Annotated in this window: 22 protein-coding genes, 1 tRNA gene and 1 riboswitch; of the genes, 11 read left to right on the top strand and 12 right to left on the bottom strand. The window is 51.8% G+C overall.

Going from position 1 to position 25,784, the window contains the following annotated elements:
* Positions 1-27: 27 nt before the first annotated feature.
* A complete protein-coding gene (locus KJS40_RS00965) occupies positions 28-3,153 on the top strand; it encodes an error-prone DNA polymerase (protein ID WP_213538715.1) in 3,126 nt (1,041 codons plus the stop codon).
* A gap of 272 nt (positions 3,154-3,425) precedes the next feature.
* Positions 3,426-3,923, top strand: a complete 498-nt coding sequence (locus KJS40_RS00960; protein WP_213538714.1) for a VOC family protein — start codon at positions 3,426-3,428, stop codon at positions 3,921-3,923.
* 260 nt (positions 3,924-4,183) lie between these two features.
* Here KJS40_RS00960 and KJS40_RS00955 read toward each other — a convergent pair whose 3' ends face one another.
* On the bottom strand, positions 4,184-5,068 hold the full coding sequence (locus KJS40_RS00955; protein ID WP_244859637.1) for a PEP-CTERM sorting domain-containing protein: 885 nt from the start codon (positions 5,066-5,068) through the stop codon (positions 4,184-4,186).
* A gap of 242 nt (positions 5,069-5,310) precedes the next feature.
* On the opposite strand from KJS40_RS00955, the gene KJS40_RS00950 reads away from it, so the two are divergent.
* The gene (locus KJS40_RS00950) at positions 5,311-5,499 is read left to right on the top strand and encodes a hypothetical protein (protein ID WP_213538713.1); all 189 of its coding nucleotides are present in this window, start codon (positions 5,311-5,313) and stop codon (positions 5,497-5,499) included.
* Positions 5,500-5,608: 109 nt separating this feature from the next.
* Here the strand turns inward: KJS40_RS00950 and KJS40_RS00945 are convergent, their stop codons facing one another.
* The 7 genes from KJS40_RS00945 to KJS40_RS00915 form a co-directional block, all read right to left on the bottom strand.
* Positions 5,609-6,736 carry a homoserine O-acetyltransferase gene (locus KJS40_RS00945; protein ID WP_213538712.1) on the bottom strand — a complete coding sequence of 376 codons (1,128 nt, stop codon included), beginning with the start codon at positions 6,734-6,736 and terminating at the stop codon, positions 5,609-5,611.
* Between the two features lie 341 nt (positions 6,737-7,077).
* Positions 7,078-8,805: a phosphoenolpyruvate--protein phosphotransferase gene (gene ptsP, locus KJS40_RS00940; RefSeq protein ID WP_213538711.1), complete on the bottom strand. Its 1,728-nt coding sequence runs from the start codon at positions 8,803-8,805 to the stop codon at positions 7,078-7,080.
* Positions 8,802-9,071: an HPr family phosphocarrier protein gene (locus tag KJS40_RS00935; protein WP_025042130.1), complete on the bottom strand. Its 270-nt coding sequence runs from the start codon at positions 9,069-9,071 to the stop codon at positions 8,802-8,804. Before KJS40_RS00935 ends, ptsP begins: the two co-directional genes overlap by 4 nt.
* Positions 9,071-9,466, bottom strand: coding sequence for a PTS fructose transporter subunit IIA (locus tag KJS40_RS00930; protein ID WP_025042131.1), 396 nt, complete (start codon positions 9,464-9,466; stop codon positions 9,071-9,073). Before KJS40_RS00930 ends, KJS40_RS00935 begins: the two co-directional genes overlap by 1 nt.
* 31 nt (positions 9,467-9,497) lie before the next feature.
* Positions 9,498-10,448 carry a glutathione synthase gene (gshB, locus tag KJS40_RS00925; RefSeq protein WP_213538710.1) on the bottom strand — a complete coding sequence of 317 codons (951 nt, stop codon included), beginning with the start codon at positions 10,446-10,448 and terminating at the stop codon, positions 9,498-9,500.
* A 119-nt stretch (positions 10,449-10,567) separates the two neighbouring features.
* Positions 10,568-11,863: a glutamate--cysteine ligase gene (gene gshA / locus KJS40_RS00920; RefSeq protein WP_213538709.1), complete on the bottom strand. Its 1,296-nt coding sequence runs from the start codon at positions 11,861-11,863 to the stop codon at positions 10,568-10,570.
* A gap of 130 nt (positions 11,864-11,993) precedes the next feature.
* Complete coding sequence (locus KJS40_RS00915; protein WP_213538708.1) at positions 11,994-13,598, bottom strand: AAA family ATPase; 1,605 nt, start codon at positions 13,596-13,598, stop codon at positions 11,994-11,996.
* Positions 13,599-13,942: 344 nt separating this feature from the next.
* Positions 13,943-14,051: riboswitch (glycine riboswitch) on the top strand.
* Positions 14,052-14,129: 78 nt separating this feature from the next.
* Between KJS40_RS00915 and gcvT the strand changes: the two genes are divergently transcribed.
* The 7 genes from gcvT to KJS40_RS00880 all read left to right on the top strand — a co-directional run bounded on the left by gcvT (position 14,130) and on the right by KJS40_RS00880 (position 20,995).
* Positions 14,130-15,176, top strand: a complete 1,047-nt coding sequence (gcvT, locus tag KJS40_RS00910; protein WP_244859636.1) for a glycine cleavage system aminomethyltransferase GcvT — start codon at positions 14,130-14,132, stop codon at positions 15,174-15,176.
* A gap of 43 nt (positions 15,177-15,219) precedes the next feature.
* Complete coding sequence (gcvH, locus tag KJS40_RS00905) at positions 15,220-15,609, top strand: glycine cleavage system protein GcvH (RefSeq protein WP_025042136.1); 390 nt, start codon at positions 15,220-15,222, stop codon at positions 15,607-15,609.
* 60 nt (positions 15,610-15,669) lie between these two features.
* Positions 15,670-17,028, top strand: a complete 1,359-nt coding sequence (gene gcvPA / locus KJS40_RS00900; protein WP_213538706.1) for an aminomethyl-transferring glycine dehydrogenase subunit GcvPA — start codon at positions 15,670-15,672, stop codon at positions 17,026-17,028.
* 59 nt (positions 17,029-17,087) lie between these two features.
* The gene (gene tpx, locus KJS40_RS00895) at positions 17,088-17,582 is read left to right on the top strand and encodes a thiol peroxidase (protein WP_213538705.1); all 495 of its coding nucleotides are present in this window, start codon (positions 17,088-17,090) and stop codon (positions 17,580-17,582) included.
* A gap of 87 nt (positions 17,583-17,669) precedes the next feature.
* The gene (gene gcvPB, locus KJS40_RS00890) at positions 17,670-19,124 is read left to right on the top strand and encodes an aminomethyl-transferring glycine dehydrogenase subunit GcvPB (protein ID WP_213538704.1); all 1,455 of its coding nucleotides are present in this window, start codon (positions 17,670-17,672) and stop codon (positions 19,122-19,124) included.
* Between the two features lie 48 nt (positions 19,125-19,172).
* Complete coding sequence (locus tag KJS40_RS00885) at positions 19,173-20,108, top strand: carbohydrate kinase family protein (RefSeq protein WP_025042140.1); 936 nt, start codon at positions 19,173-19,175, stop codon at positions 20,106-20,108.
* 83 nt (positions 20,109-20,191) lie between these two features.
* Positions 20,192-20,995, top strand: a complete 804-nt coding sequence (locus KJS40_RS00880; protein ID WP_213538703.1) for a lysophospholipid acyltransferase family protein — start codon at positions 20,192-20,194, stop codon at positions 20,993-20,995.
* Here KJS40_RS00880 and KJS40_RS00875 read toward each other — a convergent pair.
* Positions 20,922-21,749 (bottom strand): symmetrical bis(5'-nucleosyl)-tetraphosphatase, encoded by an 828-nt coding sequence (locus KJS40_RS00875; protein ID WP_213538702.1) that lies wholly within the window; start codon positions 21,747-21,749, stop codon positions 20,922-20,924. The genes KJS40_RS00880 and KJS40_RS00875 overlap by 74 nt on opposite strands.
* A gap of 126 nt (positions 21,750-21,875) precedes the next feature.
* Positions 21,876-22,454, bottom strand: a complete 579-nt coding sequence (locus KJS40_RS00870; RefSeq protein WP_244859635.1) for a c-type cytochrome — start codon at positions 22,452-22,454, stop codon at positions 21,876-21,878.
* 190 nt (positions 22,455-22,644) lie between these two features.
* Between KJS40_RS00870 and KJS40_RS00865 the strand changes: the two genes are divergently transcribed.
* A tRNA-Arg gene (locus tag KJS40_RS00865) sits at positions 22,645-22,721 on the top strand.
* A 224-nt stretch (positions 22,722-22,945) separates the two neighbouring features.
* Here KJS40_RS00865 and KJS40_RS00860 read toward each other — a convergent pair.
* Both KJS40_RS00860 and KJS40_RS00855 read right to left on the bottom strand, forming a co-directional pair.
* Positions 22,946-24,679, bottom strand: coding sequence for an ATP-binding protein (locus KJS40_RS00860; RefSeq protein ID WP_244859634.1), 1,734 nt, complete (start codon positions 24,677-24,679; stop codon positions 22,946-22,948).
* On the bottom strand, positions 24,676-25,713 hold the full coding sequence (locus KJS40_RS00855) for an SIR2 family protein (RefSeq protein ID WP_213538701.1): 1,038 nt from the start codon (positions 25,711-25,713) through the stop codon (positions 24,676-24,678). The genes KJS40_RS00860 and KJS40_RS00855 overlap by 4 nt, the downstream gene beginning before the upstream one ends.
* Positions 25,714-25,784: the final 71 nt, after the last annotated feature.

The following is a 25,784-nucleotide window of genomic DNA, read 5'->3' as shown; positions in this document are numbered from 1 at the left end:
CCCGGGCATTCTGAGTTATTCCTGAACATGTATTCTTCTCCTCCTTCCTATGCTGAACTGCACTGCTGCTCCAGCTTCAGTTTTCTGAAAGGTGCTTCCTTTCCGGAAGAGCTGGTTGAACGTGCGGTAAGCCTGGGCTATAGCGCACTGGCCATAACGGATGAGTGTTCCATGGCCGGGGTCGTGCGGGCCCATTCCGAAGCAAAAAAAACCGGCCTCCCTCTTCTGATCGGAAGCCAATTTATCCTGGAGGATGGGCTGCGGCTGGTCTGCCTGGCCATGAATCGGGAAGGCTACGGCAATCTATGCGAACTGATAACGCTGGCAAGACAGCGTGACAAGAAAGGGGCTTATCGTATAAGCCGCGCAGATTTTGAAAGCTGCCCTGATGCGCCCCATCTCGCCCTATTGCGAGATTGTCTGATTTTATTGATTCCTCGCTTTACTCAAACGGAAGCCTGTCTGGTAAATGACATGCGCTGGGCACTGTCGCTATTTCCTGGCCGCTGCTGGGCTGCTGTCGAGCTATTGCTTCATGCCGGCGAGGATCACCTGCTCGAACGAATACGGCAGGGTGCGGCTATGACCAGAATGCCGCTCGTGGCTGCTGGCGATGTCACTATGCATGACAGTTCTCGTAAGCCCCTGCAAGATACGATGACGGCCATTCGTATCGGCAAGGCGCTTTCCGAATGCGGCTATTCTCTCCAGCCTAATGCGGAACAGCATCTGCGTACAAGATTGCAATTGGCAGAAATCTATTCGCCGCAGCTCTTGCAGGAGGCCGTTTCGATCGCAGCGCGTTGTACTTTCTCGCTGGACGAGTTGCGCTATGAATATCCTGATGAATCAGCAGGAACCGGCGAGACGTATGCCGCCTATCTGCGACGCATGGTCGAGGAGGGCATGGCAAGACGGTTTCCCGAAGGCGCCTCGGTCAAAATCAGGAAACAGGTCGAATATGAATTGAAGCTGATCGCCGATCTGAACTACGAGCCCTATTTCCTGACGGTATTCAATATCGTAAGGTTCGCCCGGTCGCGCGGCATTCTCTGCCAGGGACGCGGATCGGCGGCCAATTCGACGGTCTGCTATTGCCTGGGTATTACCGAGATTGATCCGGAGCGCAGCAGCCTGCTGTTTGAACGGTTTATTTCAAAAGAACGCAATGAGCCTCCTGATATCGATGTCGATTTCGAGCATCAACGCCGGGAAGAGGTTATTCAACATATCTATCGGAAATATGGCCAGGATCGTGCTGCGATAGCAGCAACGGTAATCACATACCGTACCCGCTCGGCGGTCCAGGATATCGGCAAAGCGCTGGGGTTCGATGTCGAACGTATCAAGCGGTTATCCGGTTCTTTTGCCTGGTGGGACAAGACCTCGGATATTGGTACGCGGCTCATTGAAAACGGCTTCGATCCTGATAGCCCCATCATCCGGAAGCTGATTCAACTGATCCCGGCCTTATATGGGTTTCCACGTCACTTATCGCAGCATGTAGGTGGTTTTGTCATTACCCGCGACAAGCTGTGCCGCATTGTCCCCATCGAGAACGCCGCCATGCCGGATCGTCGCATTATCCAATGGGATAAGGACGATCTTGCAGCGGTAGGGCTGATGAAAATCGATGTGCTCGCGCTGGGTATGCTATCGGCTATCCGTCGCACGCTCGATCTGGTTTCCATACGGCACGGCAAGCCATTCCAGATGCAGGATATCCCGGGGGGAGATGAAAAAACCTTCGACATGATCTGCAAAGCCGACACCATCGGTGTTTTCCAGATCGAGTCCCGGGCACAGATGTCCATGCTGCCGCGCTTGAGGCCCCGGAATTTCTATGATCTGGTAATAGAAGTCGGCATTGTTCGTCCAGGGCCGATTCAGGGAGGCATGGTGCATCCCTACTTACGGCGCCGTCAAGGGCTGGAACCGGTGAGCTATCCAAGCGAGGAAGTCAAAACCGCTTTGGAACGAACTTACGGCGTCCCGATTTTCCAGGAGCAGGTGATGCAACTGGCAGTGCTGGCCGCCGGCTTTACTCCAGGCGAGGCAGACCAGTTGCGACGTTCCATGGCTGCCTGGAAAAGAAAAGGGGAGCTCGGTTCTTTCCATAAGAAATTAATCGAGGGAATGACCAGCCGAGGCTACACCCTCGATTTTGCTGAACGGATCTTCCGCCAAATCCAGGGTTTTGGCGAATATGGGTTTCCTGAATCTCATGCCGCAAGCTTTGCGCTGCTGGTTTACGTATCGGCCTGGCTCAAATGCCACGAACCTGCTGCCTTCCTGTGCGCCATGCTGAACAGCTTGCCCATGGGCTTTTATAGCGCGTCGCAACTGATCCAGGATGCGCAGCGGCACGGCGTTCAAGTCAGGCCGGTAGACGTGACAATCAGTGACTGGGATTGCACGCTTGAAGAACAGATGGAGAAATCTTTTCAGCTTGCTGTCCGGCTGGGTCTGAACAGGGCAAAAGGGATTGGCATTAAGGCTGCCTGGCATATCGTTGAGGCAAGAAAAATCTCACCATTTGAAAATACGGGCGATTTGGCAAGCCGCGCATCCTTGAATAGCGCTGAGATGCGCTCCCTCGCCCGCTCCGATGCGCTGCGCGCGCTGTCGGGTCATCGGCGGCAGGCTTTATGGGCGGTCGCGTCTCACATAAAACAACTGGATCTGATGCGAGACGTCCCCGTGAAGGAGGCGCTACTCAACATTGCCGCTGCGCGTGAAGGAGAGGAAATTACGGCTGATTACGCCAGCACAGAGCTCACTTTGCGCAGACACCCCCTTGCCTTGTTGCGGCCAAAATTGACCAGGATGAATTTACATTCGGCATTGGAGCTGGACAATTGCCCAACGGGGCGGCTGGTGCGAACCACCGGTATCGTAACCTGCCGTCAGCGTCCTGGAACGGCAAGCGGCGTGGTCTTTGTTACGCTCGAAGATGAGACCGGGATAACGAACGTCGTGGTATGGAGCCAGCTTGTCCGGAAACAACGCCGTGAAATATTAAACTCAAGGCTTTTAACGGTGTATGGGGTATGGCAACGTGAAGGCGAAGTCAAGCATCTGATTGCCAAGCGATTGGTAGACCATAGTCATTTGTTGGGTAATCTCATGGTGGAGAGCCGGGATTTTCATTAACCCATGAATCCGGTTCTCTTGAAAGCCCTTTTCTTGAAGACTATAGTTTAATAGAGCTGGCAAAATTGTATGCCTATACCTGGAAAACAGGGAAAGCTCGCAACCACGCCAGTTTTTGGCTTTACAAGCCTCCATGCTAAATAGGCTTGGAACCGGTTGATTGCCGAAATGATATCAATCCCGTTAGCTCGGCCTTGTCGATATCAGGATTTCGCAGACGATCAAGCTGTGGTCACAGTCATCTCATCGTTACCAATCCTTGGAGAAATGCCATGCAAAACAATCAAAAGATCACCCCATGTTTGTGGTTCGATGATCAGGCCGAAGAAGCGGCTGAGTTTTATACCGGTATTTTTCGGAATTCGAAGATATTGAACATTTCTCGCTATGGAAAAGCAGGGCATGAAATCCACGGAAAACCGGCGGGAACAGTAATGACCGTCTCATTTGAACTCGATAGGCAGGCGTTCATCGCGCTTAACGGCGGCCCGACGTTCAAATTCAACGAGGCCATCTCATTTCAAGTCAATTGTGAGACACAGGAAGAAGTGGATTATTACTGGGAAAAGCTGTCCGAAGGCGGGGAGGAAAAAGCACAGCAGTGCGGTTGGCTGAAGGATAAATACGGCGCATCATGGCAAATTGTTCCCGGCGTTCTACTCGAGATGCTGAATGATGCCGATTCGGAAAAATCCGAAAGGACCATGGAAGCAATGCTTCATATGAAGAAGATGGATATTGATGAACTAAGGCGCGCGTATGCCGGATAATTTTTAGCGCGACAAAGCCGGTGGTATGGTCGCATAAACTGCCTCGACAACGCGCTGCGGGATGGCGACTGACCCGCTGCGCGTTATTGGCCGATCTTCTTCGCGTTAAAACAATGCATCCGATGCCGAATCGAAGGCCGAGTCAGCGTCGGATGCATTCATTCATTAAAATGAACTCCTCGCTGAACCGGAAGAACAAAAGCGGGATTAGTAACGACTGGAAAGCCTGGCTGTATCAAGACAGCTGCCATGCGGCTCATCTACAGGGCCTGTCGCGATTTACGCCGATGAACGACAGTACCCATCAGCCCCAGGCCGGCCAGCAGCATGGCGTAGGTTTCCGGTTCAGGTACCACGCCTGCCACCAAGGTGCCCGTAACGCCATACTTATCCAGAAGATGTGGATTGGCGATATCCTGAGCCAGATAATCCGATCCTCCCACGAACACTGAATAATCACCTGCGGCCAGATTCATGAAAGTGTGCGAAACCTTGCCATCCGCTACACCGTCGAATCCGGGGATCGTTCCTGTTCCATCGTAAGCATGGCCAACATATTTAAAAAAGCTCAGGGCAGCGGGTAAATCTTTTACCGGATCAGGCGCATTGCCGATTTTCCAGTCATTCAATGCTCTGAACGAACCTTCGGTGTCAGCAGGCCGGTTTGCTTTTGAGATATCCGAGGAATCATAATCCGCTCCGATCGGTGCAACATGCGCAAGCCCCTGATAGAGCGAGAAACCGGGCGTCAATCCATCGAGCACGGGAGCAGCACCCGCTGCCGCGGTGTAAACCTGGCTAGCGAACGAGAGCGTCACGTCTGTCGGGTTAAGCAACGTAAACCGGTAAGCCAGTGTTTTATGCGCATCGCCGTAGTCCGCATCCGTGCCGTCGATCCAGCCGTAATTACCCGTAACCGCCTGATTGGATATGCTGGACATGGCATAAGTATTATCGAAAGTGCCGAAGTTGCGGCCGGTATAACCAACGTGAGCGAATGCTGGCAAGGAAATCATGCCAGCAATGAAAAGTGCATATCTGAGGGTTTTTTTCATGTGTAGCCCCTGTTCATGGATGATATTAAATGTCATTAGCATCAGCATGCCCGTGGGCAGGACCGATGCGGCAGAGTATTCGTTATCCATATCGATAAATCAATGTGGCATATTGCCGCATGTGGCAAATTGTCGCAGACCAATACAGGTGCGGCGATAGCGAAGATCGCCGGCAACTATGCGAGGGGAAGATATATCGGCTGGTTCACATTCTTCCCCGGCTTCGACGTTAGCCCGACTCCAATCGACATGACCCGGCTCAACAAGCTGTTCGACGGCAAGACTCATCAACAGCACTTGACGCCCGTGGTCTACAAGTCGCCGGTACGCCGGTGGATGGTGTGCTGCTGGGAGGAGAACCGAGTCTGCGCGCCTGGAAGGTGAATGCGAACCTTACCCTGACTTTCCTGGCATCGAGTGACGAAACGGCATCGCCGAATACGGGAGGCGTGGGCGGAATGCCGGGCGGCAGGATCTATCTGGCCAACTACTCGGGCGGAGTTGATGTTTATGGCCCCTGACCCAGAGTGGCTCACCAAAAGACGCAATCAGCCACTGGTCTTTTACTATGGCACTCCTCAAAGGCACTGCCTCGATCTGATTCGTATGATATAAGCCGCCGCAACCGGCTTATATGGCAATATTGTCCATATAAGCACGCACCAGCTTGTGATAATGGCGATCTTCCATCAGGAAGGAATCATGTCCATGGCTGGAGGTGATTTCCGCATAACTGACATTCAGCTCGTTATCCAGCAATGCCCTGACAATGGCGCGGGAGCGCTCTGGTGAAAAACGCCAGTCAGTGGTAAATGACAACACCAGGAAATTCGCCTTGGCGGCGCGAAATGCCGCACTCAAATCGTTATTGTGCTGGTGCGCCGGGTCAAAGTAATCCAGCGCCTTGGTCATCAGCAAATAGGTGTTTGCATCGAACTGGTCGGCAAATTTATCCCCTTGATAGCGGAGATAGGATTCTATTTCGAACTCCACGTCGAAACCGAATGCAAGCGCGCCGTTACGCAACTCACGCCCGAACTTTGCCGCCATCGCGTCATCCGATAAGTAGGTAATATGCCCCAGCATGCGCGCGAGCCGCAGACCCCGCCGCGGCACCACGCCGTGCGAATAGTAATCTCCGCCGTGAAAATCCTGGTCGGTGATGATGGCCTGGCGCGCCACATCGTTAAAAGCGATATTTTGCGCAGTCAGTTTTGCCGCAGCCGCAATAATCAATGCGTGCCGCACCCTGTCCGGAAAATCGAGCGTCCATTGCAACGCCTGCATCCCGCCGAGGCTGCCGCCCGCCACTGCGGCGAACTGATCGATGCCCAGGTAGTCTGCCAATCGCACCTGTGTTCTTACCCAATCTTCCACTGTCACTAACGGAAAATTCGCGCCATAACATTTACCGGTCCTTGCATTGATGCTGGCAGGTCCGGTAGAACCATGGCAGCCGCCAAGGTTGTTGACCCCCACTACGAAAAACTTGTCCGTATCGATGGATTTACCCGCACCGATCATATTATTCCACCACCCACCGCTCTTGGGATTGTCCGCGTAAACCCCCGCAAGATGATGATTACCGGAGAGTGCATGGCAAACCAGGACAGCATTGGATTTGGCTGCATTGAGCTGGCCGTAGGTTTCATAAACCAACTCGTAATTCTCGAGCACGGGTCCGCTTTTTAAATGCAGCGGTGTGTCGAAACGCGCGGTTTGCGGAGCGACGATGTCAATTGAATCGGAATCTTGCATTGATGTAAAAGGATCGTCAGCAGAATTGTATAGGGCTAACGGTCTGCAAATACATGTTCCGTGACATGCCTGGTAGAATAAATGATACCGACATCGGTTTCCCGCATCGAACGGCTAAAAATTCAGCATGACCTGGAAGGTTAACAGAGCACATGTATTAACACTATCGGTAGCCGGCAGGCACACTTAACCTGCCGCCAATCACGTGGCGCTGTGAGTATGCTTTCCATTCAGCAAAAATGTTTCCGTACATATAATCTCCACCTCTCGCGCCAGTTTATTTTCATGCATAGCCGCTAAGCAGTTTATCTGGATCGGTATAAATCTCTTGTAGGTATAAATCAGCCGTTCAGCTTTGTCAACAACCCTTGAATTCGCTCCGGATCATCGGCTTTAAGTATTTTTTGCGCAAGCGGTATGATATCAGGCAGATTACTTCTCAATACCTCTCGTTTCACGGTCAGCAGTTGTGCTGGGTGCATGGAAAACGTCCGTAACCCAAAACCAAGCAGAAGCCGGGTAAATACGATGTCTCCCGCGATCTCGCCACAGATCGCCACGGGTACTCCGGTTCGGTTGGCGGTGCGTATGATGTGAGCCACCAACCGCAACACCGCAGGGTGCAGCGAGTCGTAAAGGTGTGCCACAGAATCATCGGCACGGTCTATGGCCAGCGTGTACTGAATCAAATCATTGGTTCCGATGGACAAGAAATCCAGCCTGCGCATAAAAACATCGAGGCATAGCGCCGCGGCGGGAATCTCTATCATACCGCCTATCTGAATTTTCTCATCGAACGGAATTTTTTCCTGGCGCAAGCTTTGCTTGGCGTTTTCCAGCAATTGCAATGTCTGGGCAATTTCAAAAACGCTGGAGAGCATCGGCACCAGAATACGAATCTGGCCATAACGGGAAGCGCGCAGAATCGCACGCAACTGCGTATTGAACATTTGAGGTTCAGCAAGACATAGGCGAATAGCGCGCAATCCCAATGCCGGATTGGCAGCTACGCGCTTTGCATTGTCGAGATTCTTGTCGGCGCCCAGGTCAAATGTGCGTATCGTTACCGGCATTCCCCGCATTTTTCGCGCCACGGTACGATAAGCTTCGAACTGTTCGTCCTCGCCGGGCAAACTATCGCGATTGAGAAACAGGAATTCGCTGCGAAACAGGCCAATGCCTGTGGCTCCATTTTCCTTTACCTGCTCGACATCTTGAGGTAGTTCTATATTGGCTTGCAATTCCACGGCTGTACCATCGAGGGTCGTGGCAGGGGTCGCCTTGATGCGCTTCAGTTTCTGCTTTTCCAGCTCCAGTTCGTTCTGGCGAAGCCGGTATTCCGTCAGCACATGCTCGTCAGGGCCCACTATTACCACGCCCTGAGCGCCGTCCACGATCAGAACATCATTGTCGCGTATCAACCCGCGTGCGTGATGAAGCGCAACGATAGAAGGGATGTTGAGGCTGCGTGCCACAATGGCCGTGTGCGAAGTCAAGCCGCCCAGGTCGGTCAGGAATGCCGTAAAACGGTGCTGCTTGTACTGAATCACATCAGCGGGGCTTAGATCATGGGCAACCAGAATGCTGTCGCCATCATGCTTCAATGGGATCGGAACGTAACCCGGATGCCCCAGCAAGATTTTCAGCACGCGTTCGACTACCTGGATAACATCGGTCTTGCGTTCGCGCAGATAAGGATCTTCAATTTCTTCAAACTGCGCCATTAATACGCCCATTTGCTGGGTAATGGCCCATTCGGCATTGCACTGGTTCTGGGCAATATAAGTTTTAGCAGCGGTGGAGAGAGTGGGATCGTCCAGAATCATCCGGTGCAATTCAAGAAACGCGCCGTATTCCGGCGTGGCGGGGCCGCTGACCACGGAAGCATTCAGCGCTTCAAGCTCCTCACGAACACCATTGAATGCGATGTCGAGCCGGGATATTTCATTGCTGACTTGATCCTCCGGCACGATGTGATGCGCCACCTCCAGTGCGGCGTGCGAAGCGAGATATGCATGTCCTATGGCAATGCCGCTGGAAACGCCCACGCCATGCAGCACAAAGCTCATTCGCTTTCCCCGAAACCATCCTCGATCAAATTCACCAGCGCCTGCATGGCCTCGGCCTCGTCCGTACCGGTGGTTTCAATGCCCAGAATGACACCCTGATTGGCAGCGAGCATCATCACGCCCATAATGCTTTTTGCATTAACTTTACGGCTGTCCCGCGATAGCCAGACCTCGCTGCGGTATCGAGAGGCCAACTGCGTGAGCTTCGCGGAAGCACGCGCATGAAGACCCAGTTTGTTCAGGATTTTGACCTCCTGGTATTGCATTATGTTGGTCCTGCATCAATACGCATAACGCCTTCTCTGCCGCCGGATAGCGCTTTCTCCGCTACGGTTGAGAGTGGTTCGTTGCGATAGGTAAGCGCTCGTATCAGCATCGGCAGATTGACTCCGGCAAGGCATTCCACACTGCCGGGCCTAACGAGCCGGCTGGCGATATTGCATGGCGTTGCCCCGCAGATATCGCTCAACACCAGCACGCCATCGCCGCGATCAAGTTGTTTCACCAATTCCAGCGCTTTGGGTACGACGACATCGGGGTCATCCCGAACGGTAATGCTCAGGTATGTCAACCGCTCGGATTTTTGACCCATGACGTGGTCAACGCAATGGATAAGGCTGTCACCCAGATTGCCGTGCGAGATAATTAAAATTCCGATCATGTTCGGTCAGTAATATCTGGAGATGAATACATCAGTTGAACATTTTTTCGATCGCATCCAACATCATCCCTGCTACGTTGAAGCCGGTCTGATCAGTAATTTCCGCCATCCCTGTCGGACTGGTGACATTAATCTCGGTAAGATAATCACCGATTACGTCCAACCCGACAAGCATCAAGCCTTTATCATGTAACGCCGGACCCAATGCTTCGGCAATTTCCCGGTCGCGCCTCGTAAGCGGCTGCGCCAAGCCCTTGGCGCCTGCGGTAAGATTGCCGCGGGTCTCGCCCGGCTTGGGAATGCGCGCGAGTGTGTAGGGCACCGGCTCTCCCGCTATTAGCAGAATACGCTTGTCTCCCTGGGTGATTTCGGGGATGTAACGCTGAGCCATGATCGTGCGTATACCGTAATGCGTCAAGGTTTCTATTATGACGCCTATATTATGATCGGCGCTGTGAATGCGAAACACGCCCGCACCGCCCATGCCGTCCAGTGGCTTGAGGATGATATCGCGGTGTTCAGCAAGAAAATCGCGAATCAGGTGTTCCTGCCTTGTCACCAGAGTAGGCACGGTGTATTCGGGAAACTTCGCTATCGCGAGCTTCTCATTATGGTCCCGCACTGCTCGTGCACTATTGATGACATGAGCGCCGTGGTCTTCAGCCAACTCCAGCAGATAGGTACTATAAACATACTCCATGTCAAACGGCGGGTCCTTGCGCATCAGCACGGCGTCAAATTCCTGCAGCAGCGTTTCTTTGGGTTCATCCGTTCGATACCACGGACGTCCTTTATCAGTCTCGTTCGTTAATTCCAGAGCTCGCGCCAGTCCTATTGTCTCGCCGCCTTTCCAGACCAGATCGCCCTGCTGCAGGGCAAACAGGTCATGGCCACGGAGAACGGCTTCGCGCATCATGGCAAAGCTCGAGTCTTTGTATGTTTTTATTGAATCGAGGTGGTCGAGAATGAAGGCGATTTTCATGAATTATGAACCCCTCGGTTACGCTGTCAGCATACAAAGGCGAAACCGGTTTTTTCCAGAACGCGCCTGCACGCTCAGTATTCTGATAAAGTAATTGAAGAAGGAATTATGGCGTCATGCTAAGCGACAAAAGCCTCGGTTCGCCCTTCGCTTTTTTCCAACTCTTGCGCTGCCGCGAGCAACGCGAGGCGCGCTATCACGCCATAAGCATAAAATCGGTTAGGGCTGCAGCCTGGCCGGGCTTCACGATCTGGCATGAGGCAGGTATCCTCAAAGGCTAGCGGCACGAACTGCATACCCGGTGCGTTGAGGTTCTCGTCGATTCCACGGCTGGTGTGGACCCGGTAGAATCCGCCCACCACGTAACGGTCGATCATATATATTACAGGTTCGGCTACCGCTTCATTAATGCTCTCGAACGTGTATACGCCTTCCTGTACCATGACTTCCGTCACTTGCAGACCCTCTTTCACGACCGCCATCTTGTTGCGCTGCCTGCGGTTAAGCGCGCGGACTTCGGCGCCATCCTTCACGGTCATGATGCCCATGCCATAAGTGCCGGCATCGGCCTTGACAATGACGAACGGGTCTTCCTTGACGCCATATTGCGCATATTTTTCCCGAATATCGCTCAGGATCTCGTCCACGGTATTTGCGACGCAGTCTTCACCTTTCTTTTCTCGAAAATTGATTTTGCCGCAGGCTGCAAAATAGGGATTGATGAGCCACGGGTCGATGCCGATCAGGTCGGCGAATTCTCGCGCCACGTTGTCGTAAGCCGTGAAATGCTGAGACTTGCGTCGGGTCGCCCATCCTGCGCGAAGAGGCGGAACGACGGTCTGCTCGAGATTTTGCAGAATTGCCGGTATGCCTGTCGAGAGATCGTTGTTGAGAAGCACAGCGCACGGGTCAAAACCTTCTATTGACACGCGATCCCCTCTGCGCTGGACCGGTTCCAGCGTAAGCTTGCCGCCATCGGGCAAATTGATCACGGTGGCCGCGGTAATCTCCGGTAACAAGGTACCAATGCGAATATCGATGCCGGCATGGCGCAGGATGGCTTGTAAAACTGCCAGGTTTTGCAGGTAAAAAATATTGCGCGTGTGGTTTTCCGGGATCAGCAGCACGCTGCGCGCACCGGTACATATTTTCTCAACCGCCGTCATCATTGCCTGTACGCACAACGGCAAAAATTCGGGGTTGAGATTGTTGAAACCGCCGGGGAATAAGTTGGTATCCACCGGTGCCAGCTTGAACCCGCTGTTGCGTAAATCCACGGAGCAATAAAACGGCACTGTATGCTTCTGCCACGCATTGCTCAACCAGTGCTCAATCGCGGGCATGGCATTGATGATGCCTGTCTCCAGATCAAAGATCGGGCCGGTCAAGGCGGTGGCAAGATAGGGGGCGGGCATGAGTAAGATTGATGTTTAGCGGACTATTACCATTGTAGCATCAGGTATTACCGCGCCCGTCGCTATCGAAAACAGCCGCGCCGCGGATATTGAAAACGGGCCGTGGGGAATTTCCATACGAACACGAGGATCAGCGGAGTTCGCTCAAGGCATACAAGGCCGGCTGAAACGAGCTTTGATATTTCTCTGGAAGTCCTGCCACTGCCGCATCGGCTTCGTCACGGCTGGGATAAATGCCATATGTAACGATAAATTTGGCCTGGTTCCCGTTACTTACCGGGTGCACATAGAGATCGGATAAATCAACCTGACTTCGGGCACGTATCAGAAATCGTTCCATACGGTCGGGTTGTATATTGTCGGTGGCGAATAACTGGATCGTATAGAAACTCTTATCCGTCTTGCGCATGGTGTTGGTTGTCGCTTCAATTCGCTGCTCCAACAATGCATTTCCCGCCAACTCAACACCGGCAATATGCGTTCTGGCCGTGCTGCGCTGCCCGATCTCAGCAGCGGGCTTACTCTCTGCGGAAGATACTATCCCCGCTGTAGCCTCCGGGGGTGCAGGGTTAGAGACAACTGCCGGAACTGAAGGGGAAATGCCGGAAGACACTGTTGCAGTCGCTGAAACTGAAGGGGAAATACTGGGAGGAACTGCTGTGGTCACTGTGGAATTCGTGGAATATACGGGACCGGGTGTGGGAATTGAAACAGGCACTGGCGTTTTTGGTTCAAGCGGCATCGAAGCAACAAGCGAGGTAATCTCCGGTGAGGGGGAGCGAGTATCCTGCCAGCCCAGCACGCCCAGCATTACGACAGCGACCGTGAAAAATATGGCGATCGCATCGACTGTGCAGTGGCCCAGAAAAACCCGCCAATTTCGCTGGCTTCCCCCACTGGAGCCGCGCTTGATTCCCAGATCCTCAATGGCTGCTTCAACATGATGTGCTTCTACTTCGCGAGTTCCGGCGATGGATGCCGCCAGCAGGGACTTATCCGCCAGAATGTCCAACTGGCGAACGAGTCCACCGGAAGCCCTTGAAATCAATTTTGACGCCTTAGCCGAAAAGACGTCGGGGTCGCGATGGTCCCCCGCACGCACGCGTCCCATCAGATATTCTTCCACGGCTTTGGTATTGAAAGGCTGCAAGGCAAAGTGATGAGTGACGCGATCCTTAAGCTTGCGCATCTGTGGCAAAGCCAACCTGTTTTCAAGTTCGGCCTGACCAAACAGGACGATCTGAAGCAACTTGTGACGGGACGATTCCAGGTCGTGCAGCGCCAGTGCCTCTTCAAGCGCGTCCGCAGACAGGGTATGCGCGTCATCCACGAGTAACACGACCTGTCCACCGGTGGCATGTTTCTCAGTCACCGCACGTTGCAGTTCTTCTATCGCAACAGGGGTCTGCGCAGCGGTAGTGGTGTTTTCAGCGACTCCCGCATTCAACTCATCCCTGATTGAATGGAGAAGTTCCTCTCGCGAAAAATCCGGCTTGGCGAGATAAACAGCTTGCATTTGTGCAGGCAATCGTTTTATCAACGATCGGCATAGCGTGGTTTTACCGCTGCCGGCCTCGCCGATGACCTGAATGACACCCTCCGCCCCCTCACCATGGGTAAGCATATAAAAGAGCGCATCCAGGGTCGCGCCCCGGTTGGCTCCTTCGTAAAAAAAATCGGTGACCGATGAATCGGCAAAGGGTTGCTCAGAGAACCCAATGTGGCCAGGATACATTTTTATCCTCACATTCAGAAAGCCCCGTTATCATGGACAAATCGTTTCCTCGTCCGGATATAAGCAGCACAAAGGTTTGAAGTTAATCGCTGCCGGGCTTGAATAAGATACCATTTTAAAGTCAAAACACATTGATTCGCTTATTTAGAATTACAGACCAGAATAGTTCCGCCATGTGATATGCCTTGTCTTGATCCCGACTGCTGGAGTATAGTTCGAGTCTGCCGTTTATTTATATCCAAGCGGAAGAGTGCGCCGGTTTCATCGTCGCCGCCGAAGGCGCAACCCCCCGGAATCGCCCAGGCGTGGAGCAGGTCGATCCTGATCCCTGATAACCGCTTGCGAAAAGGCAATCTGGAGAGCGCCGGCATTGAGTTGGCCACCGAAGGGGCAGACGGAATAGAGAAACAAATATTCCGTAATCTCTCAGGTAAAAAGGACAGAGGGGTGAAGTCATATGACATGACTTCACCCTTTTTTTTGAGGTATCGATCTGTGAAAGCAACTTCCCTTAATCAAACTCACCGCGATATGAACGCCAAGATGGTCGATTTTGGCGGCTGGGATATGCCCCTGCACTATGGCTCCCAGCTTGACGAACATCACCGGGTGCGCAGTGGTGCGGGCATGTTCGACGTATCTCATATGCTGGCCCTTGATATCAAGGGTGAGACCGCACGTGATTTCCTGCGGCAGCTGGTCGCCAACAATGTGGACAAACTGACGCAGTCCGGCAAAGCACTCTATTCCTGCATGCTGAATCCCGAGGGTGGAGTAATAGATGATCTCATCATTTATTTTCTGACGGAATCGCATTTCCGCCTTGTCGTCAATGCCGGCACTGCCGACAAGGATCTGGCATGGATGCTGGCGCGGCGTGATGAGATCGCGCCCGGACTTGAAATTATTCCGCGCCGTGACCTCGCCATGATTGCGGTACAGGGGCCTGAAGCCCGTGCCCGGGTTTGGCAAGTTATTGCGGGGTCTCAGGCGGAAACGGAGAACCTGAAGCTGTTCCAGGCAACTTTTTTTGATAAATATTTTATCGCCCGTACCGGCTACACTGGCGAGGACGGTTTTGAAATCATGCTGCCGGCGGTGGATGCCGTAGAATTCTGGAATGCGCTCCATGCTGCGGGCGTGACACCGGCGGGATTAGGTGCGCGCGACACGTTACGGCTTGAAGCGGGCATGAACCTTTACGGCCAGGATATGGATGATACGACCAATCCGCTGGAATCAGGGTTGGGCTGGACGGTTGAGTTGAAAAGCGACCGTAACTTTATCGGTAAGCAGGCACTTCTGGAAAAGCCGGTAAAACAGCAGCTCATCGGTTTGATATTATTGGATCGTGGCGTATTGCGCAGTCACCAGCGGGTGATAACTCGCCCCGATCAGAATGAAGGTGAAATTACCAGTGGCGGCTTTTCCCCCACGCTTGATCAATCCATCGCATTGGCACGCCTGCCTTTAAGCGTATCTGCCGGAGATGAAGTGCAAGTCGTGGTGCGGGACAAGATGCTGAGAGCGAAGGTGGTGAAATACCCGTTCGTGCGAAATGGCAAGATCCTGGTTTGATATTGGCGGCAACGCGGTTGTCATTTAATTCTGGAGTGAAGACATGAATACCCAAAACAATCTGAAGTACACCAAATCCCACGAATGGGTGAGGCTCGAAGATGATGGCACGGTAACCATCGGCATTACCCAGCACGCTCAGGAGTTACTGGGCGACATGGTCTTCGTGGAAACGCCGAACGTGGGTCGCAAACTCAAGCGGGGAGAAGAGTGTGCCGTTGTCGAGTCGGTAAAGGCGGCGGCTGACGTGTATGCGCCCATCGCAGGAGAGGTGACCGCTGTCAACCCCGAGCTTGAATCGGCTCCCGAGAAGATAAATCAGGACGCTTACTCGGCCTGGCTCTTCAAGCTGAAGCCGGAAAATACCGGCGACCTGAATAATCTGCTTGATTATGCAGCGTATCAGAAACTACTCGAAGCCGAGGGCGACTGATAAATGACTCGAGGTTATTTACCAGGTTTACCGTTCACTCAATGATTTCGCGGAAAAAATATGCCGTTCATTCCCCATACTGAAGAAGATATAAATGCGATGCTTGCGAGCATCGGCGCAAACGCCATTGACGACCTGTTCGATGAAATTCCGGCCTTCCTCAAAACCGGCAGCCTGAAACGTGTGCCCCCCGGCTTGAGCGAAATGGAAATATCACGGCTGATGCTGGAACGGGCCGAGATGGATGGACGGTATCTCAATTTCATAGGCGCCGGCGCCTATGAACACCATATCCCGGCCGCTGTATGGCAGATAACCACTCGCGGTGAGTTCTACTCCTCTTATACCCCTTATCAGGCTGAAGCCAGCCAGGGCTCACTGCAATTGCTCTACGAATACCAGACAATAATGGCGTCGCTGACAGGTATGGATGTGTCCAATGCAAGCATGTACGACGGCGCCTCCGCGCTGGCAGAAGCGGCATTGATGGCGGTACGCTCTCACAAATCCTCGCGTCGTATTCTGATACCGACGACCGTTCATCCCGTTTATCGCAGCGTGGTGCGGGCCATCGTCAAAAACCAGGGTATCGATGTTGTTGAGCTACCTTACTGCAAGCAAACCGGTCAAGTGCTGGTTGAAACGCTGGATGAGTTCGGCAAGGAAGAATTTGCCGCCCTGGTCATTCCCCAGCCCAATTTTTTCGGCGTGCTCGAAGAGGTCGATGCCCTCACCGATTGGGCGCACAGCAAAAACGCATTGGCTATTGCCGTGGTCAATCCCATGGCGCTCGCCATACTCACGCCCCCCGGCGAGTGGGGCGAGAAGGGCGCTGATGTCGCAGTGGGTGAAGGCCAGCCATTGGGCATTCCACTTTCGAGCGGCGGACCCTACTTCGGCTTCATGGCCTGCAAGCAGGCGTTGGTGCGCCAAATGCCGGGACGCATTATCGGACGCACGACGGACTTGGATGGCAAGACCGGTTTTGTGCTGACGCTGCAGGCACGTGAACAGCATATCCGGCGCTCCAAGGCCACATCGAATATATGCACCAATCAGGGATTGATGGTCACCGCGGCCACTATTTACCTATCCCTGACAGGGCCGGAAGGGTTGCGGCGCATTGCCGCGCAGTCCCATGCAAATACGCTGGCATTGCTGGAAAAACTGGAGAGCTGCAAGGGCGTTAAAAGAATTTTCAGTGGGCCGTTATTTCACGAAACAGTAGTTTCCCTACCCGCGCCAGCCAAGGATGTACTGCAGGCGCTAAAAAACCAGAGGATATTGGGCGGGCTGAATCTGGACGAATATTACCCGGAGCTTGGTAGTGCGATGCTCGTATGCGCCACGGAGACCAAGACATCTGCTGATCTGGAAAACTATACCGAGAAGTTGATGCACGCCATCGATAATTTGTAACTTGTCAGTTGATTCTCAACCACGCGAAGCGATATCGCCCTCACACAAGGAGCAACAATATGGTTACGTTAGCCGGCAATCCGATTAAAGTTGAAGGTAATTTTCCGAAAATCGGTGAAAAGGCACCAGCGTTCTCGCTGGTAAACAAGGATCTGAAGGATGTGACGCTAGCTGATTTTGCTGGTAAGAAAAAAGTACTCAACATTGTTCCCAGCCTGGATACCCCGGTCTGTGCCATGTCGACGCGCAAGTTCAATGAAAAGGCCAGTAACATGGCCAATACGGTGGTGCTGATAATCGCTGCCGACCTGCCTTTTGCAATGAGCCGCTTCTGCGATATCGAAGGGTTGGACAAAGTGGTAACGCTTTCGACCATGCGCGGTTCCGAATTCATGAAAAATTACGGCGTGGCGATTACCGATAGTCCTTTGGCCGGGGTCACTGCCCGGGCCGTCGTGGTGCTGGATGAGAACGATAAAGTGATTCATGCTGAGCTCGTGCCTGAAATCAAGGATGAGCCCAACTACGACGCAGCCCTGACTGCTCTGCAATAGACCCGGATACCAACGACACGATGAGGCAGCCCGTATTGGCGGGCCTCCCTTTCAATAAGTATTTACTGCAAAGAATCGGATTTCACTATGTTGATATTTGAACACTCACGCCCCGGTCGGCGCAATTATTCCCAATCCCCGGCAATAAGCGCGGAGATAGCCGGCATCCCGGAAAACCTGTTGCGTAAAGCGCCGCCGCTGCTGCCGGAAGTGTCTGAAATGGATGCCGTACGTCACTACACCCGCTTGTCGCAAAAGAATTTCTCGATAGACACGCAGTTCTATCCGCTTGGCTCCTGTACGATGAAATATAACCCTCGAGCATGCAACTCGCTTGCGATGCTGACTCAATTTCTGGCGCGGCATCCGCGGGCGCCGGAAAGTACCGGTCAGGGATTTCTTGCCTGCATGTACGAGCTTCAGGAAATCCTGAAAGATGTAACCGGCATGGCGGGAGTATGTCTTACGCCGATGGCGGGGGCACAGGGTGAATTGATCGGGATATCGATGATTCGCGCTTATCATGAGTCGCGCGGCGATTCCGCCCGCACTGAAATCATCGTTCCCGATGCGGCGCACGGGACCAACCCCGCCACGGCGGTCATGTGCGGCTATAAGGTGGTAGAAATACCCACCGACAAAGACGGCGACGTGGACATGGACGCGCTGAAGGCAGCGGTAGGTCCGCAAACGGCTGGATTGATGCTGACCAACCCTTCGACGCTTGGCGTGTTCGAAAAAAACGTGGCTGAGATGAGCAAAATCGTCCACCAGGTGGGTGGCTTGCTATATTACGATGGCGCAAACCTGAACGCCATACTCGGCAAGGTGAAGCCCGGTGATATGGGTTTCGACGTCATTCACATCAACTTGCACAAGACTTTTTCGACACCTCACGGCGGCGGCGGCCCAGGATCAGCACCCGTCGGTGTTGCCCCTAGGTTATTGCCATTCATGCCCGTACCGGTGGTAGCACTCGAGAATGGACTTTATCGCTGGCTCACGGAAAAGGAGATACCGCAATCCATCGGCAGGCTTTCTGCTCACATGGGCAACGCGGGCGTGCTGCTCCGGGCCTATATCTACGTGCGTCTGCTCGGTGCGGAAGGAATGCATCGGGTGGCTGAGTTCGCTGCGCTCAATGCCAATTACCTGATGGCGGAACTGAGCAAGGCAGGTTTCGAGATTGCCTTTCCGAACCGCCGAGCCAGCCATGAGTTTATCGTCACCTTGAAAGACCTGAAGGAAAGCACAGGCGTAACCGCGATGAACGTAGCCAAGCGACTGCTGGACAAAGGTTACCATGCCCCTACCATCTACTTTCCGCTCCTGGTGCCGGAATGCATGTTGATCGAACCGGCTGAAACTGAATCCAAGGAAACGCTCGATGCATTTGTCGCAGCCATGAAGGAAATCCTGGAAGAAGCGCACACTCAGCCCGATTTGGTAAAAAACGCGCCTCATACAACTCCCGTGCGCAGGCTGGACGACGTAAAAGCCGCGCGGGAACTGGATCTGGTATGGAAACAGCATAGCGCTTAATGTTCATTCCGACCTGAAGCACGCAAACTCTCACTGTCCCCCAGGCCCATGAATACACTCATTTGCGGTTCTATTGCCTACGACACCATCATGGTGTTTAACGATCATTTCAAGAACCATATCCTGCCCGAGAAAATTCATATACTGAATGTGGCTTTTCTGGTGCCGGATATGCGCAGGGAATTCGGCGGCTGTGCAGGGAATATCGCCTACAACCTGAAAATGATAGGTGGCAAGCCACTCATTATGGCGACCGTTGGGGATGACTATCAGCCGTATGCATACCGGTTGACGAGCCTGGATCTTGTGCAAACTCATATACGCCGCGTTCCGGGTATATTTACCGCGCAAGCATTCATTACAACCGATCTGGCGGATAACCAGATAACCGCTTTTCATCCGGGTGCGATGAATTTTTCTCATGAAAATCACGTAGCGGACGCGAAATCTGCAAGCTTGGGCATCGTTGCCCCGGATGGCCGGGAAGGCATGATGCAGCACGCACGTGAATTTCACGAAGCCGGCATTCCATTCATGTTCGATCCGGGTCAGGGATTACCCATGTTCAACGGTGAAGAGCTCCTGGATTTTGTCCACAAAGCGGATTACGTAGCCGTTAACGACTACGAGGGCCAATTGCTGCGTGAGCGTACCGGATGTACGCTGGAAGCGCTGGCAAAATTGGTAAAGGGACTTATTGTCACAAAAGGCGGTGAAGGGTCGGTAATTTATTCTGATGGTCAACAAATCGATATTCCGAGCGTCAAGGCGGATAAACTGGTGGATCCCACCGGATGCGGTGACGCTTTTCGCGCTGGCCTGCTTTACGGAATTACCAATGGATTGGATTGGCAGAGCACCGGGCAACTCAGTTCACTAATGGGCGCGTTGAAAATTGCCCAACGCGGTGGCCAGAATCACAGCTTCACCCGGGATGAAATAGATCAGCGATATTTTGAAATTTTCGGTAGCCGCATTCTATAACGGAAGGCGCAATGAAACCGACTGAAAAAAGTACCTGGCGCTGCTACTGAGGCACATGTCATTATTGATGCAATAATAATGACATGAAAAACGAAATCAATACCAATAGCCGGCTGATACAGGTTTTTCGCTCCGTCCGCCTGTTGTTGCATATCGTTTCGGGCCTGGTCCAATCCGCGATTTACCCACATCTTGGTCAGTCGGCACAAAGACGTATGGCGCAAAATTGGTGCGCTGGATTGCTCGCGATCCTTTGTATCCGATTGCGCTGTCGTGGCACCCCCCCTGGCGCCGAAACGCAACGCGTGATGTTGGCGGCGAATCATGTTTCCTGGGTGGACGTGCATGCTCTCATCGCTGTATGTCCCGCACGTTTTGTAGCCAAAGCTGAAATTCGTGACTGGCCCCTATTCGGCTGGTTGAGCCGTAACGTGGGCACGTTGTTCATTGAACGCACAAAACGCCGCGATACTGCCCGGATAAATGAACATATCGGGGATGCATTAACAATTGGCGATCGGGTTGCAGTATTCCCCGAAGGCACTACCAGCGATGGTACTTTGCTTCGACATTTTCATGCATCGCTGTTGCAGCCCGCAATCATGGTTGCAGCCCTGGTTTATCCAGTAGCGATACGTTATACGGACACAGCAGGGGAAATCAGCAGGGCAGTGCCATACGTCAAAATCTCACTGTTGGAATCGTTACAGCAGATGTTAAGGCAACCGTGGATTGACCTGGAACTGATTTTTGCCGACCCGATCGACAGTAACGGGAAAAACCGGCGAGAACTCGCGCGAGGTGCGGAACACGCTATTGCAGATGCCTTATCCCTTCCCCTGCCGCACAAGACACCTGAAAAACCCGCCGATCCTCAAGGCGAATAGCGGTAAGGCTTCCGCCCCAGAGGCAACCCGTATCCAACGCTATCAAATTGTCCCTGATTTGCAGCCCCAGCGCCGACCAATGTCCACAGATGATGGTTGCCTCTTGGCTGGCGCGATTTGGGATATCAAACCACGGCAGATAACCGGCCGGAATGTCCTGTATCACACCCTTGTAGCCGAAATCCATTTTTCCGCCCGCTGTGCATACACGCATGCGTGTCATGGCATTGATAATGACTCGCAGGCGCTCATAACCTTCGAAGCTGCCGTCCCAATGGTCTGGCTGGTTCCCATACATATTGCGGCAAAGCGCGTGGAAATCCCGACTGCGCAGCGCAGTTTCCACTATTTTCGCGAGGAGCGAGGCCTGGGCGACGCTCCAGGAAGGCAATAAACCCGCGTGTACCATGACGTAACTACCCTCCACATGCAGCAACTTCTGTTGCCGCAGCCAGTGGAGCAGCTCATCCCTGTCAGGCGCACCGAGAATATCGTTCAGTGTGTCGTTCCGATGCAGTTTGACGCATCCTTCGGCCACCATGAGTAGATGGAGATCATGATTGCCCAGAACCATTATTGCCGCGTCTTTTAACCCTCTGACAAAGCGCAATACAGCCAGAGAATCCGGACCCCGATTGACAATATCCCCTACCAGCCACAGCTTGTCCTCTGCAGGGTCAAAACGAACCAGTTCGAGGAGATCCCGAAACTCCTGATAACAACCCTGTAAATCACCGATTGCGAACGTGGCCATATTTACGGAATCAATAATCCCGGCAGATCAAATACACGTACGCGGGCATCCTTCACAAAAAATAAAGGGCGATATGCAACTTATCTATCGCCCTTTATCTTACTAACTCGCAAATTGCTCAGAGATTCACTTGGACTGACTCACCATGTAATCGACTACTGCTTTCACGTCGGCATCGGAGAGACTGGCATTTCCGCCTTTTGGAGGCATCGCATTTTTGCCCTTGAGTGCGCTGTTGTAGAGCGCCTCGTTGCCAGCCTTGATGCGGGGAGCCCATGCAGAGTTATCGCCAAGCTTGGGTGCGCCCGCCGCGCCGGTGGTGTGACACGCAGCGCAGCTGGCAGTATAGATTGCCTTTATTTTATCCGGGCCTCCTGCATCCGCTACTGGAGCAACTGCCGCATCCACTGCCGGAGGAGTAGCAGCTACCGCACTCGCCGGTTCGCCAGTTCCTTCTCCAGATTGCACTCCAGGCTGCGAAGGGTCACTTGCAAGCACCAGTTCGCCCACCGGTTTCAAGCGTTGCGCCACCACTTCATTTGAAAAAACAGGGCTGTTTTGGTCTATCGGGATATCTCCGGTAACATATTTCCCCAGTAGCCAAATAATCAGAACAGGAAACACGAAAGCGGCCAGGACAACCACCATCAATTGTTTTGGTGTTTTGATAATTGAGGAATGCTCTTCGTCTTCAGCGGCGCTCACGATAACTCCAAGTAAAGTGATTATTGTATAGGTTCATGCCTACCGAAGCAAAAAGTGATTTGTTACGTTGGACGTAGGGTTTAAAAAAAGCTATTCTATCGCCCGGGTCTTGGATTAGCCTTCATGAAGCAATCACTATCAAAGATGGGGGCTATCAGAGATTCCTTCAGCGATAAGCTTATCTACATTAGCGCCCATAGCTCAGCTGGATAGAGTACCGCCCTCCGAAGGCGGGGGTCACACGTTCGAATCGTGTTGGGCGCGCCATATTATCAGCAACTTAGAGAATCTCTAGGCAAGCTAACGCTCTTTGTGAAAGCGCGTTAGCCATCCATGCTCGGGTGCAGCAACCGGAGAGCAGTAATCCCATTCCTTAAAGAGTTTCGCCCAACGGTACGATATTCGTAAATTCACGCGTCGCGCTTCTTGGGCGATCCATATCGCCGAGTGGCCTGATGTTTATCTTTAAAGGTACTTGGCTTACAACGCCACTAAAAAACGCATGTTCCCGTCGGCAATGTTGGAATAGATTCCTGAGTAACCCGATCTATATAAGAAACCGCGCTAGCAATGGTCCGAAGGTCATGTTCATTGATAAGCCGATGAATAAAATAATTATGCGCCTGTGAAGTAATGGTTGCGGAAATATCATTGGGTCTTTGACTTGAAATCGTCATAAAGACTCCGAACTTCCGCCCTTCCTTAATAATTTCTTCGAAGGTCTCCAACCGGTAATCTTTCCAGCTTTCAGCCTCACGAGATGAATTCACCGAAAGGATATTGTGCGCTTCATCGATAATGATATTTAGGGAACCAGTAGGCCTTGTTCTTTTGTGCTCAGCATACAGCTTGCGCGACAAAAGAAGTGGCAATGTCTTCTTCATATCGAGACTGACATTGTCCAAATTAATCACAACAAAATTGCTAGACCAAAATTGGGCTTCGTCGCTTAGATCAAAGAGTTTATCAATGTCTTGCTTTTTGCTTTTCAGACGGTTAATAACAGGCGCGATGTGATCGTTCTGCGCGCGATTTGCAATTACATCGACGATAAGCTGGAGATACAGAAAGACAATAAGCCGCGAGAGAAGACTATCAGGTAGAACAAAATTCTTAATATGAGAATAAAGAGTCGTTTCAGAAATTCGATCGGGGCTCTGGGCTAGAAAAATACTTGTCCCTTTGAGTTTAAATTCTGAAACGGTGTTGTGCCAATCGATGTCATGGTCGATCTCAACCAAATTACCATCGGCATCTTCAAGAGGCAAAATCTCTCGGAAATAATCAAGAAGTAGAAAAGCTCTAACCTTGTCGCTCATTTGTAAGGCGTCTTTCACGCGATTACGCAATACATTCTTCAAAAACTCGTCCGAATTGTGGGAATTTTGAATGCGCTCGTAAAATCTAAGCATCCTCCTCAGAAATGGCTTCTGTGTTTTATCAGTCGCATCGGCAAGAATAGACAGCACTTCAATATCCAACAATCCATCCTCGATCATCGGTAGCTTGTCACCATCATTGTTTCGCGTTGAAAGATTGTAGACAGTTTTCGCGTTAGTGATGCAGCTATTACCGACATATTCCCCATTAAAATCGAATAAGACAAAACGGGTATTTTTAATAAAAGCAGTCGGATTGCGAGCAGAAAGCTCTATGATCAGTTCTCGATAGAGAGCGGCGAGCGTATTGGATTTTCCGCTCCCAGTGTTTCCGAAGATTGCTATATGGCTATTGAAAAGACCGTCAATCGGGAACTTGATGTCAAAATCTTCACCAAAAATTGTTGCAATATTTATTGATGGAGAATCAGGATGAACTAGATTGTGAACCAGATGTATTTTTTCTCGCGTCACAATATAGGCTTCGTTTCCGATAAGTGGCAATTCTTTAGTCCCGCCGATAAACGCACCTGCTTCATCGATATAGCCCGACAAAGAAACAGTCAGAATGCGTTTGTCTTTATTGATGGTCTCTCGAAGATCTCGATCTGGTGGTCGATATTCTTCTTCGATATTTTCGCCCTCTACGCGCCCGATTATGCTAAAAAATCCCTTTCTGATTTCAATGTAGCTATTGACGGAAATGTTTTTCAGGATATCTCCGTCAAGAAACATGTCAGAAAGATTTTTGTTTTTATCGACTAGCACATAGATGCGACGGCCATCAACACCACATACCTCTCCAATACGCAGTACCGCATCCCGTATAAGCTTCTCAACGATCATGCGTTACTTCCCCACTTCGGTAGTGCGCCGCGAAGCAGTTCGTTAAACCGCGAGAAATCGATCTGCGTATCAGCCGCTGGTGAAATAATTTCTACATTTCTCCGCCCATTAAATATCTTGACGAAAGAATCCCGATCCGCTTCGTTGTAGGCTACAGCGATGAGGCGTAGTGTGGGATTTTTCAATGCGCGTTTAGTAATACCGAGAATATGCTCATCGCCGAAAGAGAAGCCGAACGTGACAAGCAATGTGTTTTCTCGATCGAGCTCGTTGGCATAAAGGCGCATGAGCTCATAGTAAGTTCGATCCACCAACGTAGCTCGGAATTTGGTGGCTTGGGGCAAAACAATTGCATATTCATTGATGAATTTCTCGATTTGCTCCGCTGTTTTTTCTGGAGATAGAATATCCTTTACTTCAACACTAAACACGACTTCCTCTGCGTTTTTTTTCCACGAAAGAGAACCGTGTAACTTCACGAGATTAATACAAGGAATCTCGACTTTGTAGTGATAAAGGTTTCCACTGTTATATGTCGTATCGAAAAAATTTCGCGATGAATACTCCATTTTGTTGTCGAGACTGGGAACCCGGCTAAACCCATCATTAAGCTTAAGCGCAGGATAGTCGAGTGATGCTTTTTCGATAAAGAGGTCGTAATTTGTGGTAAAAATAGTCGCCTGTTTAGGAAGGAGGGTCGTGCGGCGTTCCGATAGGATTGTTTCGATTATGCCGAGGCAATCTCTGTAGTTCTCGAGTGTGTTAGCATTATTCTCGTCATTTTCGTTGGCAATCAGCTTATTGGTCGGTCCCTGAATACCCATAAGGAAATCATACATACGATTTCGCGCCTCAACTTCATCGCCAAGATCAATGAGGTGAGCAATCTCTTTTTCCATTTGTCCGGCGATTGATATAGCTGGCTGCGATGCACCAGAACCGAACAGGAAATTGACGTGGCCGGATTGAAATGAGCGCGCAAGTGCCTTTTGAACTTCCTTATTATCCCCATCTAGAGTGATTATGCGTGCCATAAGGTGCGCCTTTCCTATTTTTGCTCTTATCGAAACTTAAGGATAGAAATTGTTGCGCTTCCCCAAACCTG

The sequence above is a fragment of the Nitrosospira sp. NRS527 genome (assembly GCF_018406445.1).
GTDB lineage: Bacteria > Pseudomonadota > Gammaproteobacteria > Burkholderiales > Nitrosomonadaceae > Nitrosospira > Nitrosospira briensis.
Note: the sequence above shows the minus strand (reverse complement) of the source record. Positions and strands in the feature narration are given on the sequence as shown.